The organism is Campylobacter sp. VBCF_01 NA2 (assembly GCF_027797205.1).
GTDB lineage: Bacteria > Campylobacterota > Campylobacteria > Campylobacterales > Campylobacteraceae > Campylobacter_B.
On record NZ_CP115607.1, the window covers coordinates 126,829 to 142,155 of the forward strand.

Genomic DNA, 15,327 nt, shown 5'->3' on the forward strand with positions numbered 1-15,327 from the left:
AATCTTTCCTATAAAATCACAATGCCAGTGATTAAAATGCTAAGTAGCGCTAGTGGCATGCAAACCTTCCAACAAAGCGCCATTAGCTGGTCTGGGCGCAGGTGCGGAAATGCCGCTCTGCTCCATAAAAACAAAAAGAAGAAAAAGCCCGCTTTAAGGGCTATCATCACCCAGCCAGGAATAAACCAAAAGCTATTGTATCCGCCAAAAAATATGAGCGAGATTACGATAGAGTAGGTTATCATATTGGCGTATTCGCCGATGAAAAACATACCGCCCCTTAGCCCAGAATACGCCGTGCTAGCCCCTGCTAAAAGCTCGGTTTCGTTCTCGGTAAGACAAAGTGGCGTGCGGTTACACTCCACAAACGAAGCGATTAAAAATAGCGCAAAGCATACTGGCTCTTTCCACACGAACCACTTCTCAATCCCGCCACTTTGGGTATTTACGATATCAATTAGCGAGAGCGAGCCCACAATCATAATAATAGGAATTAGGCTTAAAGCATTAATAACCTCAAAGCTAATTAGCTGTAAAAATGCGCGAAATGAGCCGATTAGGCCGTATTTATTATAGCTTGCCAAACCTCCGATTACTAGCCCATAAACGCCAGCAGCACTAGCTCCAAGCAAAAACAAAAGCGCGACATTTATATCAGCGATAATCGGGCGAATAGTGTGCCCAAAAAGGCTAAATTCGGGCAAAAGTGGCACCACACTAATAGCCACAAGCGCAGCGGCAGCTGAGATAATCGGCGAAATTTTATAAAGAAACTTATTCGCATGCGTTGGGATTGTATCTTCTTTGGTGATTAGTTTAATCATATCGGCTACGACTTGAAGCACGCCAGCAGGCCCCACGATAGCAGGACCGAGGCGGCGCTGCATATAGGCGATGACCTTGCGCTCGATATATGTCGCAAAGCCCGCCATTGTGGCGATTAGAGCGATGATGATTAGACATTTGGCAAAGGTAAATGCCAAATTTAGGGCAAACTCACTCATTATTGCCTCCGATTTTTTCGATTTTTACGGCTTTGTAGCGCGAATTTACAAAAATATTTTGCGTAGTGATTTTTGCGTCGAAATACGGCAGATAAATTCCGTGAAATTTATCGTCAAATTTGACTTTAATTACGATTTTTTCGCCCTCGCACTCGATTTTTACCATATCGTTTAGGGCTAAATTTAGCTCTTTTGCAATGCTTGGGTGCATAAATATCGCGCCACTTTCGCCAAGAGCTGCGCTAATGCCGGTAAAGGCATTAAACTGGTGAAGCGGGTTTGCTTCATATATTAAAATTTCGCCGTTTTTAGCGCAAATCTCATCTGAAACAAAAATGTCAAATTTATCAGCATTTGGCGAAATTTGGCGGTTTTGCAGAGTGTATCCGCGGTGATTTTCCCCGCAGTTGTCGTAAAAATTCTCTAAATCATCAAATTTGATTTTTTCAAAATACTCGCCCAAATTTGGCGTGTATGAAATCGCAAAAGTGGCATTAATGCCAAGGGCGTTTGCGATATCGTTTAGCTCGTATCCGCCGTATGCCAAGGCCGCATTTGTCGGCACTACGCGCTTGTCGTAGTTAGTGAAGGTGCCCTCTTGCTGCACTAGGCTAGGCGCGTGTAAATCCGCTTCACTCACGCCAAATTTAAAATCGCCGTCCTCGTTGTATCCTAAAATCTCGCCAGCTCCCTTCTCGCTAAGGTTGCAGATTAGCGCCACGCCAAGGCTATTTGTGCGAGGCGGTATGATTAAGACGCTAAAATTCGTGTATCGCTCAACCGTGCCAAGCAGTTTCGCAAGGGTGTCAGCGCGCGGGTGCTTGATAAAATCCTCGCCGATGATTAGGGCGGGATTTTGGGCGTTTTGGCAAATTTCGCGGAGGGCGTTTTCGTCTAAATTTAGGTTTTTTGCAAAATTTGAAACTTTATTTTCGCCTGAAATTTCAAAATTTGCGCCCAGCTTTTTATCCAGCCACTCTGGCATTTGCGCGCCAAAATTTTGCAAAATCCATAGCAAAATTTGCGCTTCCAAACCCGCCTTGTGCTGGCATGAAATGAGATTTTTGCCAAATGCGTCTAGCCCGCTATCACGCACGGCGTGAAAATACAGAGCGCGCGATTTTCGCACTTTTAGGGCGTTATTTAGCGCGTAAGCCAAATTTGGCGCGTCCGAGCGCAAAAAACTGCCCGCACACACGATAAAATCGCTATTTCGCACGGCTTGTTCGCTCCCGCTGTATAATTTCATACCGCTATATTCGCTAAAATTTCGCAAAAAATCTTGATATCTTTTGGCTTCAAAATTTATCAAATTTAAGTCAAATCTTTCGCGCAAAAGCTCTAAAATTCGCGCTTCCTCGTTTGTAATGAAGCTGTTAAATTTGATATTTTTGATAACGCCAGTTTTTATTTTTTCTACAATTTCGTTAAATTTGGCTTCATTTTTAACCGCGTTTTCGTTCGAAAAATCCCAGCCAAAGCGCGCCCCAGCGTGAATAGGGGCAAAATTTATATCGCTACTTACGCGGTAAATTTTCTCGTTCCCGCCGCTTATGGATTTGCGTTTTACCTCGTAAAAAAGCAGTTCGCAATCGCTCGTGTGCGGGTTGGAGGCTGGTATTTTGCGAAGCTCCCAAGCATTTGAGCTGTATTTAAAGGCACTCACGCTTAGCGCGCCAGTAGGGCATGCGGCCGCGCACTCGCCGTAATTTACGCAATCATCATCATCGCTAACGCGCGCGATTAGGCTTTTTTGCATTTTATTTAGCACGGCGTAGGCGTCTTTTGGCATGCTATCTTTTAAATTTGGACTTAGTGGCTCGCTCTGGCGCGCTATTAGTTTAAAGGCGTCAAATCCTAGGCGATCTTTGGCTGTTTTTATACAGCGTTCGCACACAATGCAAAGGCTAGGATCGTAGCTTAAAAATCCCCAATCCTCGATTTTTTTCGCGCTATCAATCACGGCGAAGGATTGAGTGCTAACGCGCATTTGCTGGGTTAGGTTTTGCAATTCGCACTCGCCACTTTTATCACATACACCACACTCCAATGGGTGATTTATACAATAAACCTGCATTATGGCGTTGCGCTCTTTGCTTAAATTTGGCGAGTTTGTGATCACGCTCATGCCATCTTTTGCCTTGGCGTTACAGCTATATACTACCTTTTCATCGGCTTCGACCATACATAGTCTGCACGCTAGCGTGGGCGATGCGCCGTGCAGGTAGCATAGAGTCGGGATATAAATCCCGTTTTCGCGCGCGATTTCTAAAATGCTCTGCCCTTCGCTAAATTCGCAAATTTGCCCGTCAATTGTAATTTTTGCCATTAAATCCTGCTTATTTTGGCTATTTCGAAGTCATAGCCACTGAAATTTTCTCCCCCAAAACCAAGTCTTGCGACCGTGCCTTTTAAATTTGCGTCTAACTCAAATTTGCGTTTTACGCTAAAATTTGGCGTGCTTATTTCGCACATATCGCCGTCTTTGATCTTTGCGACCATGCTAAAATACGCTCCACCGACGAATTTATCATCGAGGCTGTGTTTGAAAACCACGGCGCCGTCGAAGTTTTCAAGCTCTTTTAGCTCGCTTAAATTTTGCTTTTGTGGGCAAAATTCCTCGCCATTTAGGCGCAAAATTTTAAATTTATACTCATCTTGCAAAAGCGATAAAAATGTTTGGATATTTTCTTTGTCGCTGTGAGTGTCGATAAGAGCGTCATCTATAATGAGGATTTCGCAACCACTCAAAAATTCGCTCAAAACCTCGATTTCCTCGTCTCCGACATTGCTCTCTGCGCTCATAAACGCGTCGTCTAAATCCTCAAAAAACGCCTTTTGCGTGGCGTCCAAATTTGGCAAACTCATACACAAAAGCGCCAAAACATAGCCCTGTGCGCCGATTTCACATTTGATTAAATTTTCATAGCCCTCATCTTGAAGGGCAGAAAGGGTTAAAATTTCATCATTTTTAAATTTTTCCCATAAATTTGGTGCTTGCAATCTTAGCAACGAAGCGCAATTTAGTATTTTCATTTTTTTCCTTTTCTAGCGACTATCATCCAGTCGGCTTGGTTGTATCTAAGTGAGTTTAAAAGTGTCGAATTTAGCCCTTCCACGAGGTTTGCACTGGCTTTGATTTGGTCGAATTCGCCCATTTCAAAGATAAAAATCATAGTCTCGTTTGGGGCAGAGTTTTTCAAAATTTCCCCCATGCGGTTTAGGAAATTTCCCCGTAAATGGCGCAAATCATATCGCTTCATCGATCCACCTCGCCAAGAAGTATGTTTGAACTACCGATTATCGCAGCTGCGTCGGCTAGGTAGTGGCCTGGCAGTATCTCCTCATACAGCGCGCAGTGCCAAAAGCTAGGCGTGCGCACTTTGAGTCGATACGGGCGCGAATCCCCTGTGGAGTAAATGTAGTATCCAAGCTCGCCCTTTGGGGTCTCGGTAGCGTGATAAATCTCGCCAGCAGGGGGTTTTAGCCCTTGCGTAATCAAAACGAAATGTTGCATTAGCGAGTAGTTTTGCGTCATAATCTGCTCTTTGCTAGGGCTTACAAATTCCGGATTATCGGCTAAAATTCCAGCTGGCGAGCTTTTATACAGCCCTGCACACTGGCGCAAAATTTTAAGACTTTCCTTCATTTCGGCGATATAGCATTTATATCTAGCGTAGCAATCCCCAGCGTTCGCGTAAGGCACATCGAAGTCTAGCTCGTCGTAGATGAGATAAGGCTCCTCTTTTCTGATATCCCATTTATGCCCGCTTGCCCTTAGCATGACGCCAGAACAGCCCAAATTTAGGGCGTCTTCTTTGGAGATTACACCGACATCTTGGGTGCGCAAAAGCCAAATTCTATTATTATCTAGCAAATCTTCAAATTCTTTAATATCATTTGGGAAATCATCGCAAAAGCTAAGCATTTCCTCGCACCAAAGCTCAGGCAAATCCACAAAAACGCCACCGATTTTTATGCTATTGTGCGTTAGCCTCGCGCCGCAGTATTTTTCTATCAAATCCAATACATGCTCGCGCGAGCGAAAGCAGTATAAAAACACGCTCATAGCCCCGATATCTAGGGCGTGCGTGCCCAAAAAAAGCAGGTGAGAGCTAATGCGATTTAGCTCTAATAAAATCGTGCGAATAATCTGCGCTCTGCGTGGCACCTCGATACCGCATAGCTTCTCCACAGTAGCGCAAAATCCATAGTTATTCGCGCTTGCTGCGATATAATCCATGCGATCAGTTACTGGCACAAATTCGCTATAAATCATATTTTCTGCCATTTTTTCCACGCCTCGGTGCATGAAGCCAACCTCTGGGCGTGCGCGCACGATTAGCTCGCCGTCGAGTTCTAAGACTAATTTTAGCTGACCATGCGCGCTAGGGTGTTGGGGGCCGAAATTTAGTATCATATTGCCTCCGACGCGCGTAAATTCGGCATTTTCGAAAAATGGTCTAAGTTTGGTCGGTTTTTGCATTATTTTCTCTCTGTTATGATTTTGTGTGCGCCGCGTTTGGCCTTTTTGATGAAGCGCACTCCGCCAGATTCTTGGTATTCTTGTGCGCTAGCTTTGCTCGGTCTAGCCTCGCCGTAAGGGGTCTCGTGATTTATGCGCGAGAAATTAAATGTATCTTTGTCATCAACCATAGCCGAATCGCGGTTTTCCTCGCCGATTAATTCTCTATTTTCGCGCCCGAAAATTTTATCCACCTCATACCATTTGGCAAATTCGTCGCCTTGGAGCGGATATGATTTCAAAAGTGGGTGGCCAAACCAGTCATTTGGCATTAAAATTCGCCCCAAATTTGGGTGATTTGCAATCCATACCCCCATCATATCGTATAATTCACGCTCCGCCCAGTTCGCGCTTTTAAAAATACCTGTCGCGCTTGGCAGATACTCGCCGGTTTTTACGAAGCATTTGACTCTCATACGGCGCGCTCTGTGTATGTCAAGTAGCTGATAAAAGACCTCGATTCCGCCACTTTTAGCTATGAAATCAACCCCGCTTAGCTCGCATAAAATTTCATATCCTAGCTCTTTGCATGCTTGAAGCACAGGCAAAATTTCATCTTTTTTCGTATAAATTACAAGGGTGTCAAATTCGACATAAGCGTTTAAAATTTCAAATTTGGCTAAATTTGATAAATTTTCAAAATCATCGCTAAATTTGGAATTTTTCGGGTCAAATTTTTCACTTTTTTTGGGGACGAAAAATCTATCGTTGTAGTAGTTTTTCGCGCTTTTATCGCCCTTTGGTGTGTATTTTCTCATCAAATCAGCCTTTTTGGTTTTTGCGTTCTACATGCTCTTTCGCGGCGGATTTTTTTCTGCAAAATCATCAGCGCAAACTGCAATGTCTCTGGTCTGGGCGCACAGCCCGGCAGATAAATATCCACAGGCACCACTCTATCGCAGCCCTGAACCGTGGCGTATGTGTTAAACATACCGCCTGTATTGGCGCAAGAACCCATTGAAATCACCCATTTTGGCTCAGGCATCGCGTCATATAGTCTGCGGGTGAATTCGGCGTGTTTTTTCGTAAGCGTGCCTGCGATTATCATCACATCGGCTTGTTTGGCTGAGGCGCGAAAAATCGTTCCAAACCTGTCGAAATCATACCTGCCAGCGCCTGAGGCCATCATCTCTATCGCGCAACACGCTAGCCCATAGGTCATAGCCCACAGTGAATTTGACCTGCCCCAATTTATCAGCTTATCGGCAGTGGTAAGCACGATAGGAAGGCCATTTTCTTTGGTGTAGTCTATTTTGTGCTCTGCCATGAAAGCGCTCCTTTTTTCCACGCATAAACAAATCCCACGCCAAGCAATGCGATGAATAAAATCATCTCGGCAAATCCAAACGCGCCTAAGAGTTTGAAATTCACAGCCCACGGAAACATAAAGATAATCTCAACATCAAAAAGAATAAATAAAACAGCGACTATGTAAAAGTGTGAATTTATCGAATTTGGCTGTTTTACGGCTTCTGGGCCTGCTTCGTAAAAATCATTTTTCAATCTCTCATCATTGCGATTGGCGAGTTTTTTGCTGATGACCGAGCTTAATTTCACGGTGAGTGAAAACACGCAAAACGCCAAAATAAACATAATAAAAATGCCTAAATATGACGAATCGTTTGGAAGTCTTGACATTTTTTACCTTAAATTTGAAAATTTGGCTTAATTTTATCATTTTATGATTTATAAAATCTTACTTCGCGTTTTAAATAAGCTTTTTCATAAAAATTTAAGAAAAAAGATAAAAAATGTCAATATAAATTTTGCCCCTGTTTTTTAGTTTTTTTTAAATGGATAAAGGGTAGAATTGAAAGGTTATTTTTAAATTTTTGGGGATAAATTTTGAAAACACAAAAAATCAACCTCCTTTTAATCGGCATAACTCTTGGCGCACTGATTTATTTTTTTATTTGGGGTTTTGGATTTATAGGAAATGCTAATAAGCTAATCTTCGTAATCTCCGTATTTTTGGGCGTTTTCATGGCGTTTAACATCGGCGGAAACGATGTGGCAAATAGCTTTGGCACAAGCGTGGGAAGCGGGACGCTGACTATCACGCAGGCTCTTTGTATCGCGGCTGTGTTTGAAGCAAGTGGCGCAATCATCGCTGGTGGCGAGGTTACGGCGTCGATTAGAAGCGGGATTATTGATTTTGGCGGCTCTCACATACACCCGAGCGATTTTATTTATATTATGATGAGCGCGCTTTTTGCGGCTGGGGCGTGGCTGCTTTTCGCTAGCAAGCACGGACTTCCGGTTTCGACCACACATGCGATTGTAGGCGGAATTGTGGGTTCTGGCGTAACGCTTGGATTTTTGATGAATAATCCTGAAATCTCAGCCCTAGGCTTAGTCCAATGGGGCAAAATCGGCAAAATCGCCAGCTCATGGGTGCTATCGCCACTTCTTGGGGGGTTGATTTCGTATGGGGTGTTTTGGCTGATTAAGCACTATATTTTGGATTATAACAAATACGCCCAAATTCGCATTGACCGCATAAAACGCGAAAAAAAGGCACTTCGCAAACTACACAAAAAAACTTTTGAAACGCTTGATGATATCCAAAAAATCGCCTACGCAGAGGCTGTCAATCACGATATCTACGCTATGAAAGATCCTGATTTCGATCCGAGCGAGCTAGATAGCGATTATTATAAAAAAATCGTAAATTTGGATAGGAAAAAAGAGGGCTTAAAATCGCATAGAGCGCTAGAATTTGGAATTCCAGCCGTGGCAGGGATTGGGGCGTTTGTAATCTCATCAATGCTGATTTTTAAGGGACTTCAAAATTTAGATTTAGGACTAAGCGATATTCACAACTACCTAATTATCGGCATGGTTACGGTGGTAACTTGGCTTTTGATGTTTATTTTCGCCAAGACTTTGCGCAGGTCCGATCTGCATAAATCGACATTTTTGATGTTTAGTTGGTTGCAGGTCTTAACAGCGTGCGGATTTGCCTTTTCGCACGGCTCGAACGATATCGCAAACGCCGTAGGGCCGTTTGCTGCGATACTTGATACGCTTGCGAGTGGTTCGATTAACGGCGATAGCCCTGTACCGCCACAAATTATGGTAATGTTCGCCGTAGCGCTTATCGTGGGGCTTTGGTTTGTAGGAAAAGAGGTAATCGCTACCGTGGGGACGAATCTGACCGAGATACACCCTGCCTCTGGATTTAGCGCGGAGCTAGCTAGCGCAATCGTAGTTATGGTAGCCTCTGTGCTAGGGCTTCCGATTTCATCGACGCATGTGCTAATCGGCGCGATTTTGGGAATCGGCGTAGTCAATGGCAACACAAACTGGTCTTTGATGAAACCAATAGGGCTAGCGTGGATTATCACACTTCCTGCCTCATCGCTTTTAGCTGCGGTGATGTTTATAGTTTTAAGGCATGTGATTTAAATTTTAAATTTGGCGTTACGAGAAATGCGAAGCATTTCCGTAAAAATAAAATCAGCTAAATTTAGAAAAACTTCGTTTTTCTAAATTTAGCCACCTTAAAAGCGTCGTCGGGGGTTGGGGGTTTGTAAGGGGGAAGGGGCGCGACCTCGCAATTCAAGCCCCCTTCCCCCTTACAGAGAAATTCACGGCGCAGGTTAAATTTAAAAAATCGTTCAATGCAAAATTTGGGTTGAAATTTGAATTTAAATTTCCCTAGATTGCTTCGAATTTGCTACGCAAATTCTCGCAATGACATGGAATTTGCACACTTAAAATTTTACGCTCGTAGTTTGCGCTACATTTTTTACAATGACAGATTTGGTGCTAAATTTAGCCGTTTTTACCCAAAAATTCTAAAATTTCTCTCTCTAAAATTTCGCTTGGGGCGTGTATTTTGCCCTCAAACTGCGATTTGTTAAATGTGCGCTGGCGTTTGGCGAGCTGGCGCGTGTGGATTGTGATGAGCTCCTCGCAACTAGCCCTTGAAATCTCGCCCCGCAAATACTCTCCGCACTCCTTCAAACCCACGCAGGATAGGGATTTGCACTCATATCCATATCGCTCAAACAAAAATTTCGCCTCATCTAAAATTCCCGCTTCAAACATTTTTTTGGTTCGAAGTGCGATTCGCTCGTTGATTTCGTCCTTTTCGCGCAAAATTTCAAAAATTTTGAGATTTTTTATCACAGGCTGGGCAGTATTTGCTCGCAAAAATTCGCTTGGAATTTCGCCAGTAGCGACATAAATGCTATACCATTTGCGCAGTCTAAATGTATCAAATGCGCTAAATTTGGCGCAAAACTCACTATCAATTTTGCTAGCAAGCGCGAAAATTTCGCTATTTTGCGGGAAAGATTTGGCGTCTGGGATTTTGGGTGCAAGGCCTGAGAGCATGGATTTTAGGTAAAATCCGCTTCCGCCTGTGATGATGAGTGGAATTTGCGATTGTGCGGCGAATTCGCGCGCTTTTTCGTATTCTTTGATAAACTCGCCCACGCTAAAATATTCGTTTGGATATATTAAATTTATCCCAAAATACGGCACCTGCGCTAGCTCGTCTTTGCTAGGTTTTGCGCTAGCGATGTCGATTAGCTTATAGACACAAAGTGCGTCGAGGCTTAAAATCACAGCGCCCGTTTTTAGGGCGATTTTGTGCGCTAAATCCGTCTTTCCGCTGGCTGTCGTGCCGATGAGTGCAAGTTGTAAAATTTCGCTCAAATTTTGCCTTTTATTAAATTTTGGGGCTAATTTTAGCAAATTTAAGATAGAAAAATTTAATTATAAATAGATTTTTTGTCAAATTTTTGCTAAAATACCGCCCGAAATAAGGGAATTTATGGAAAAATTTAAACAAATTTTAAAAGATATCAACGAATTAATAGTTTTCAAACACTCGGTTTTTGCCCTGCCGTTTATTTTCGTGGCGATGATAACAGCTTCAAAGGCGCAAAACGGCTCAATGTGGTTTGGCTTTGGACTTTTTGTTTTGGGTGTTTTGTGCGCCGTGAGTGCTAGAAGCTTCGCAATGGCCGTAAATCGCTATTTGGACGAAGAAATCGACCGAAACAACCCGCGTTGTGCTTCTCGCCCAAGTGTCGATGGGCGCATAGGTCGCAAAAATATGCTAGCTTTCATCGCGCTAAATGCCGTGATTTTCGTGATTGTAGCCTATTTTATCAATAGCCTAGCCTTTGGGCTTAGCGTGCCGATTTTGCTCGCGCTTGGCTCGTATTCGTATTTCAAGCGATTTAGCGAAACTGCGCATTTAATGCTAGGTCTTTGCCTAGGCCTTGCGCCTATTGCTGGAAATATCGCAGTAACAGGCGCGATTTCGATTTGGTCTGTGGTGCTGTGTCTGGGCGTGGTGTTTTGGGTAGGGGGATTTGATGTGCTCTATTCGCTCCAAGATATGGAGTATGACAGGCAAAATGGGCTATTTAGCATACCGTCGCGTTATGGCAAAGAGGCTTCGATGTTTATTTCGAAGCTTTTTCATGCAATTTGTGTGATTTTTTGGTTTTTATATTGCGCGCTGGCAAATTTAGGCACATTTGCCTATATCGGCGTGGCTGTGTGTGCGCTGATTTTATACAAAGAGCATAAAATCGTCGAAAAAGATTTTAGCAAAATCGATAGAGCGTTTTTTACTTTAAACGGATATTTGGGTATTATATTCTTTATATTTGTTTGGATAAGTTTGTTTTAAGGAGATAAAGTGGATCTAAATATGCTTATTATTTTGGGACTTTGTGTAGTTATAGTTTTGATTTTAATCGTTATGTTTATCAAGGACAAACAGACAGATAAAAAATTCGAACGCTTCGATCAGGTCATCACCGATAGCATGCAAGAAAACTATATGTTAAAGAAAAAGCTCGAAGAGCTTCACGCTATGGTTGAAAATGGAGGCAATGGCGTAGCCAGCCTAGATATCAACGCAGTCGCTGATGTCATCGATGAGGTGATAGAGCAAAGACTAAGCGGGGTTTCAGCTTTGGTTGATACTAGGGTCGAGGCGCAAATCCGTCCGCTTTTAGAGCAGTTAAAAGAGCTGCTAGTAAGCGTGAAAAAATAAACCAATCAATATAAAAATAAAATTTTGCAAAAAGAATTTTATTTATATATAATCGCCGAAATTTAGAAATTTAAGGTTTATAATGCTAATTGACAAATTTGGTAGAAATATTAATTATTTGCGAATTTCAGTTACTCAAAAGTGTAATTTCAGGTGCCGTTACTGCATGCCAAATACCCCATTTGAGTGGGTGCCTAGGGAAAATCTTCTAAGCTTTGAGGAGATGTTTAGCTTCGTCAAGGTCGCAATCGATAAGGGCATAGAAAAGATCCGTATCACAGGCGGCGAGCCACTAATCAGGCGTGATATCGCAAAATTTGTCAAAATGATAAGCGATTATGCGCCAAGTATTGATTTAGCCCTTACCACAAACGGATATTATCTCAAAAATTACGCCAAAGATTTAGCGGACGCTGGGCTAAAACGCATAAATATGTCGCTTGACTCACTTCGCCCAGAGCGCGCCAAATATATCGCTCAAAAGGGCGTTTTATACAATGTCTTAGAAGGGCTTGAAGCAGCGCTGGAAGTGGGGCTGAAAGTCAAACTAAACACCGTTGTTTTGCGCGGGATTAACGATGATGAAATTTGCCATTTAATCGAATTTGCCAGAGAAAAAGGGGTGCAAATTCGCTTTATAGAGTTTATGGAAAACACTCACGCGCAAAATTTAAAGGGTGTGAAATCAAATGAAATTTTAAAAATCATCGGTGAAAAATACCAAATTTCACCGCTTCAAAAGCAAGCCACCTCCCCAGCTTCGCTTTATGCATTAGATGACGGCTACACTTTTGGCATAATTGATCCGCACAAACACGATTTTTGCGCTAGTTGCAATAGGCTAAGACTTAGCGCAGAGGGGCATTTGATACCGTGTTTGTATTTCGAGGACGCCCTAAGCATAAAAGAGGCTGTGCGCGCCGGCGACATCGCAAAAGCTAGCGAAATTTTAGCGCAGGTCTTAGAAAACAAACCAGAAAAAAATCGCTGGGAAATCGGCGCTCAAAACGAAATTTCAAGCCGTGCATTTTACCAAACCGGTGGTTGAGATTGCGCCTAGTAGAGAGCTTTTTAAGTATCCAAGGCGAGGGCAAATACTCAGGCAGGCTTGCGCTGTTTATGCGCTTTGCAGGGTGTAATCTAAAATGCGCTGGATTTGGCGTGAGCGCTCACTCACCTAAAACTGGCGAAATTTTGGTTGGGTGCGATACGATTCGCGCGGTGCAGACGGGGCATTTTGAGAGTGAAGAAATCACTAGCGCAAACCAACTTTTTTTAAAATTTTATGAGCAATTGCCAGAGAAAAAATATAAAAATGTTATCGTCGTCATCACCGGTGGAGAGCCGCTTTTGCACCACAAAAACGAAATTTTTATCGAATTTATCCAAAATTTACAAAGGTTAAATTTCGAGGTGCATTTCGAAACAAATGGCACGATTTTAATCGATTTTGAAAAGTTTGCGTTTTACAAAGATTGCGTTTTTGCTATCTCGCCGAAGCTTTCAAATTCGGGAGAAAATCGTGAAAAACGGCTAAATTTCGAGGCTTTAAAAGCGATTAAGAAAAATGCAAAAGATAGCTTTTATAAATTTGTAATTTCGCCTGAATTTGACGCCGAGGCTGAAATTTGCGAAATTTTAAGAGAGTGTGAAAACGAAGTTTTTTGTATGCCTCTTGGCGCAAACAAGGCGGAGTTGGAGCAAAACGCAGAATTTGTCGCTAAATTTTGCATAAAAAATGGTTATAATTACTCCGACAGAGCGCATATTAGAATTTGGAACGATAAGGAAAGTGTATGATAATCAGAAAAATGTATGAGTTCGAAAACGCTCATATAGTGCGCTTTTGCGGGTCGCAAAGGTGCAGACAGAGTATCCATGGGCACTCGTATAAATGCGAGGTTTTATTAAGCTCAAATTACCTTGATAATGCCGGCATGGTCTATGATTTTGGCTATATGAAGCTTGGGATTAGGGATATAATCGATAGTTTCGACCATGCTACGACGATATTTTCTGGCGAGAGCGACGAATACAAAAACGATTTGAAAAAATACAGCGCGCGCTGGATAGAGATCCCGCAAAATGCGAGCGCGGAGCAGTTTGCGAGAATATTTTTTATATTAATTCGCAGACTTTTAGAACTAAGCGAAATGAAAAACGGCGAGCGCGGAGTAAGGCTTCATAGCGTCATCGTGCATGAGACTTCCACGGGCTATGCGCAGTGCTTCGAAGAAGACGCTGATAACGAAAATATGGGCAAAATCGAGCTAGAAGATATTAAATTTTCCCCTGGCGTAATGGCTGAGTGGAGGGATAAAAAAATGTTTGAAAAGCTCGTAAATGGCGTGAATTTTAGCTACGAAAAGGATTGCTAATGAGAGCGAAAATTTTGGGTATTTTTGCGGTTTTAGCACTTTTTACGGGGTGCAAAGAAGAGGAAGAAAAGGTGCTAGAAAAGCCGCCTGTATCTAGCGAGGTGCCTAGTGATGTGAGCATCGCAAACCCTGACCCGCTCCCGCAAATCAACCCGCAACTCCCGCCAGAACCAGTGGTAGAGTAATGGAGTATATGTTTGCTAGCGCGCTAGGCTTTCATAAATTTTTCGCCTTTGTCTTTGGCGTGCTTACGATTGTGTATTTTGCTCTAACGCGCCTTAAAATCGATAAAAACATTAAATTTTACACTTTAAATTCAGCCGAGAAAAACGGCGTCGTGAAATTTCCTGCTTTGCGAAATTTAAGGGGGATAAAAGCGCGCAAAAAGCTTTTTAATGGGCGAAAATATTTAGCCAGAATTCGCAAATTTTTGCCAGTGTATTACGCTGTTTTGGCAGCGATTGTAACAACTGGGGCTGTGATGCTGCCAGTAATGGCTAGCGTGAGCGTGAGTGTGGGGCTAATGTGCGTGGGCGCAGTGTGCATAATGGGGCTGTGCGCGGTGGGATACAAACGCCTTAAACGCGCATTTTTGGGGCAAAAATTTGAAATTTACCGCGCGCAAATAGCTAAAATTTTGGGCGCAATTTTTGCGATAATTTTGATAGTGAGTTTTATATAATGGTATTTTTTTATGACAAAAACGCAGGAAGCGATATTTTAGAAATTTCGGGCGAAAATTTTTCGCATTTAAGGGCTAGACGCCTTAGCGTGGGCGATAGAGTGGATTTTAGAAATTTGCGCGATGAGAGCAATTATATCTATGAAATTACCGAAATTTCGCGCAAAACCGCAGTAGCGAATTTGGTTTTTAAAAACTCCGTTATCTCTCCAAAGCACGAATTTTGCCTTGCTTGGGCGGTAGTCGAGCCAAGCGTGATCGAAAAAACGCTGCCTAGCCTAAATGAAATGGGCGTGGCAAAAATCATTTTCGTTTATAGCGATTTTTCGCAAAAAAATGTTAGGCTGGATTTGGCTAGATTTGAACGAATTTTGACAAATTCGTCGTGTCAGTGCGGGAGAAATTCGCTTATAGAACTTGAAATTTTATCTAGCTCAGACGAGCTTTTAAACAAATATCCAAATTCGGTTTTGATTGACTTTGATGGCAAAAGTTTGGAAATTTTTGATAAAAACGAGATTCCTTTTATAGGACCTGAGGGTGGTTTTTCCGAAAATGAACGCAAAAAATTTAGCAAATCTTACGAGCTAAATTTGCCATATATTTTGCGTTCAAATACTGCAATAATGACTGCTTGCGCAAGGCTTATTTTCTAAAAAAGTCAAATTTGATTTTTTAAAAATTTTATTGTATAATCGCAACCTTTTAAAATTTGC

18 protein-coding genes are annotated in these 15,327 nt (G+C 42.5%); 9 read left to right on the top strand and 9 right to left on the bottom strand.

Annotation, left to right across the window (positions count from 1 at the left end; all coding sequences use genetic code 11):
* Positions 1-8: 8 nt before the first annotated feature.
* Genes nuoH through PF027_RS00750 form a run of 8 tightly spaced genes read right to left on the bottom strand, consistent with a single transcriptional unit; the run spans position 9 to position 7,167 of the window.
* Positions 9-1,004 carry an NADH-quinone oxidoreductase subunit NuoH gene (nuoH, locus tag PF027_RS00715; RefSeq protein ID WP_270872108.1) on the bottom strand — a complete coding sequence of 332 codons (996 nt, stop codon included), beginning with the start codon at positions 1,002-1,004 and terminating at the stop codon, positions 9-11.
* The gene (locus tag PF027_RS00720; RefSeq protein WP_270872109.1) at positions 997-3,333 is read right to left on the bottom strand and encodes an NADH-quinone oxidoreductase subunit G; all 2,337 of its coding nucleotides are present in this window, start codon (positions 3,331-3,333) and stop codon (positions 997-999) included. Before PF027_RS00720 ends, nuoH begins: the two co-directional genes overlap by 8 nt.
* Positions 3,333-4,040 carry a hypothetical protein gene (locus PF027_RS00725; RefSeq protein WP_270877286.1) on the bottom strand — a complete coding sequence of 236 codons (708 nt, stop codon included), beginning with the start codon at positions 4,038-4,040 and terminating at the stop codon, positions 3,333-3,335. The genes PF027_RS00720 and PF027_RS00725 overlap by 1 nt, the downstream gene beginning before the upstream one ends.
* Positions 4,037-4,267 carry an NADH-ubiquinone oxidoreductase subunit E family protein gene (locus PF027_RS00730; RefSeq protein ID WP_270858441.1) on the bottom strand — a complete coding sequence of 77 codons (231 nt, stop codon included), beginning with the start codon at positions 4,265-4,267 and terminating at the stop codon, positions 4,037-4,039. The genes PF027_RS00725 and PF027_RS00730 overlap by 4 nt, the downstream gene beginning before the upstream one ends.
* The gene (gene nuoD, locus PF027_RS00735) at positions 4,264-5,490 is read right to left on the bottom strand and encodes an NADH dehydrogenase (quinone) subunit D (protein ID WP_270862941.1); all 1,227 of its coding nucleotides are present in this window, start codon (positions 5,488-5,490) and stop codon (positions 4,264-4,266) included. The genes PF027_RS00730 and nuoD overlap by 4 nt, the downstream gene beginning before the upstream one ends.
* Complete coding sequence (locus PF027_RS00740; protein ID WP_270872112.1) at positions 5,490-6,287, bottom strand: NADH-quinone oxidoreductase subunit C; 798 nt, start codon at positions 6,285-6,287, stop codon at positions 5,490-5,492. The genes nuoD and PF027_RS00740 overlap by 1 nt, the downstream gene beginning before the upstream one ends.
* Positions 6,287-6,796 (bottom strand): NuoB/complex I 20 kDa subunit family protein, encoded by a 510-nt coding sequence (locus PF027_RS00745; RefSeq protein WP_270877287.1) that lies wholly within the window; start codon positions 6,794-6,796, stop codon positions 6,287-6,289. Before PF027_RS00745 ends, PF027_RS00740 begins: the two co-directional genes overlap by 1 nt.
* Positions 6,778-7,167 (bottom strand): NAD(P)H-quinone oxidoreductase subunit 3, encoded by a 390-nt coding sequence (locus tag PF027_RS00750; RefSeq protein WP_270871186.1) that lies wholly within the window; start codon positions 7,165-7,167, stop codon positions 6,778-6,780. Before PF027_RS00750 ends, PF027_RS00745 begins: the two co-directional genes overlap by 19 nt.
* A 207-nt stretch (positions 7,168-7,374) precedes the next feature.
* On the opposite strand from PF027_RS00750, the gene PF027_RS00755 reads away from it, so the two are divergent.
* Positions 7,375-8,937: an inorganic phosphate transporter gene (locus PF027_RS00755; RefSeq protein ID WP_270872113.1), complete on the top strand. Its 1,563-nt coding sequence runs from the start codon at positions 7,375-7,377 to the stop codon at positions 8,935-8,937.
* Positions 8,938-9,306: 369 nt separating this feature from the next.
* Here PF027_RS00755 and miaA read toward each other — a convergent pair whose 3' ends face one another.
* Positions 9,307-10,185, bottom strand: a complete 879-nt coding sequence (gene miaA / locus PF027_RS00760) for a tRNA (adenosine(37)-N6)-dimethylallyltransferase MiaA (protein WP_270872342.1) — start codon at positions 10,183-10,185, stop codon at positions 9,307-9,309.
* Between the two features lie 127 nt (positions 10,186-10,312).
* Here miaA and mqnP point away from each other — a divergent pair, with 127 nt between their 5' ends.
* The 8 genes from mqnP to PF027_RS00800 all read left to right on the top strand — a co-directional run bounded on the left by mqnP (position 10,313) and on the right by PF027_RS00800 (position 15,267).
* The gene (gene mqnP, locus PF027_RS00765) at positions 10,313-11,182 is read left to right on the top strand and encodes a menaquinone biosynthesis prenyltransferase MqnP (RefSeq protein ID WP_270872114.1); all 870 of its coding nucleotides are present in this window, start codon (positions 10,313-10,315) and stop codon (positions 11,180-11,182) included.
* A 9-nt stretch (positions 11,183-11,191) separates the two neighbouring features.
* Positions 11,192-11,551 carry a hypothetical protein gene (locus PF027_RS00770; protein ID WP_270862223.1) on the top strand — a complete coding sequence of 120 codons (360 nt, stop codon included), beginning with the start codon at positions 11,192-11,194 and terminating at the stop codon, positions 11,549-11,551.
* 82 nt (positions 11,552-11,633) lie between these two features.
* Positions 11,634-12,599 carry a GTP 3',8-cyclase MoaA gene (moaA, locus tag PF027_RS00775; protein ID WP_270865852.1) on the top strand — a complete coding sequence of 322 codons (966 nt, stop codon included), beginning with the start codon at positions 11,634-11,636 and terminating at the stop codon, positions 12,597-12,599.
* A gap of 2 nt (positions 12,600-12,601) precedes the next feature.
* A complete protein-coding gene (locus tag PF027_RS00780) occupies positions 12,602-13,351 on the top strand; it encodes a 7-carboxy-7-deazaguanine synthase QueE (protein ID WP_270877383.1) in 750 nt (249 codons plus the stop codon).
* Positions 13,348-13,929 (top strand): 6-pyruvoyl trahydropterin synthase family protein, encoded by a 582-nt coding sequence (locus PF027_RS00785; RefSeq protein ID WP_270870853.1) that lies wholly within the window; start codon positions 13,348-13,350, stop codon positions 13,927-13,929. The genes PF027_RS00780 and PF027_RS00785 overlap by 4 nt, the downstream gene beginning before the upstream one ends.
* A complete protein-coding gene (locus PF027_RS00790; RefSeq protein WP_270858431.1) occupies positions 13,929-14,114 on the top strand; it encodes a hypothetical protein in 186 nt (61 codons plus the stop codon). The genes PF027_RS00785 and PF027_RS00790 overlap by 1 nt, the downstream gene beginning before the upstream one ends.
* Positions 14,114-14,611: a hypothetical protein gene (locus PF027_RS00795; protein ID WP_270877288.1), complete on the top strand. Its 498-nt coding sequence runs from the start codon at positions 14,114-14,116 to the stop codon at positions 14,609-14,611. The genes PF027_RS00790 and PF027_RS00795 overlap by 1 nt, the downstream gene beginning before the upstream one ends.
* Positions 14,611-15,267 carry a 16S rRNA (uracil(1498)-N(3))-methyltransferase gene (locus PF027_RS00800; RefSeq protein WP_270877289.1) on the top strand — a complete coding sequence of 219 codons (657 nt, stop codon included), beginning with the start codon at positions 14,611-14,613 and terminating at the stop codon, positions 15,265-15,267. The genes PF027_RS00795 and PF027_RS00800 overlap by 1 nt, the downstream gene beginning before the upstream one ends.
* Positions 15,268-15,327: the final 60 nt, after the last annotated feature.

Excerpts from the sequence above, each read along its gene's own strand:
- PF027_RS00720 (WP_270872109.1), bottom strand. The coding sequence starts at position 3,333 with ATGGCAAAAATTACAATTGACGGGCAAATTTGCGAATTTAGCGAAGGG.
- nuoH (WP_270872108.1), bottom strand. The coding sequence starts at position 1,004 with ATGAGTGAGTTTGCCCTAAATTTGGCATTTACCTTTGCCAAATGTCTA.
- PF027_RS00725 (WP_270877286.1), bottom strand. The coding sequence starts at position 4,040 with ATGAAAATACTAAATTGCGCTTCGTTGCTAAGATTGCAAGCACCAAAT.
- mqnP (WP_270872114.1), top strand. The coding sequence starts at position 10,313 with ATGGAAAAATTTAAACAAATTTTAAAAGATATCAACGAATTAATAGTT.
- PF027_RS00730 (WP_270858441.1), bottom strand. The coding sequence starts at position 4,267 with ATGAAGCGATATGATTTGCGCCATTTACGGGGAAATTTCCTAAACCGC.
- PF027_RS00795 (WP_270877288.1), top strand. The coding sequence starts at position 14,114 with ATGGAGTATATGTTTGCTAGCGCGCTAGGCTTTCATAAATTTTTCGCC.
- PF027_RS00790 (WP_270858431.1), top strand. The coding sequence starts at position 13,929 with ATGAGAGCGAAAATTTTGGGTATTTTTGCGGTTTTAGCACTTTTTACG.
- nuoD (WP_270862941.1), bottom strand. The coding sequence starts at position 5,490 with ATGCAAAAACCGACCAAACTTAGACCATTTTTCGAAAATGCCGAATTT.
- moaA (WP_270865852.1), top strand. The coding sequence starts at position 11,634 with ATGCTAATTGACAAATTTGGTAGAAATATTAATTATTTGCGAATTTCA.
- PF027_RS00740 (WP_270872112.1), bottom strand. The coding sequence starts at position 6,287 with ATGAGAAAATACACACCAAAGGGCGATAAAAGCGCGAAAAACTACTAC.
- PF027_RS00745 (WP_270877287.1), bottom strand. The coding sequence starts at position 6,796 with ATGGCAGAGCACAAAATAGACTACACCAAAGAAAATGGCCTTCCTATC.
- PF027_RS00800 (WP_270877289.1), top strand. The coding sequence starts at position 14,611 with ATGGTATTTTTTTATGACAAAAACGCAGGAAGCGATATTTTAGAAATT.
- PF027_RS00750 (WP_270871186.1), bottom strand. The coding sequence starts at position 7,167 with ATGTCAAGACTTCCAAACGATTCGTCATATTTAGGCATTTTTATTATG.
- PF027_RS00785 (WP_270870853.1), top strand. The coding sequence starts at position 13,348 with ATGATAATCAGAAAAATGTATGAGTTCGAAAACGCTCATATAGTGCGC.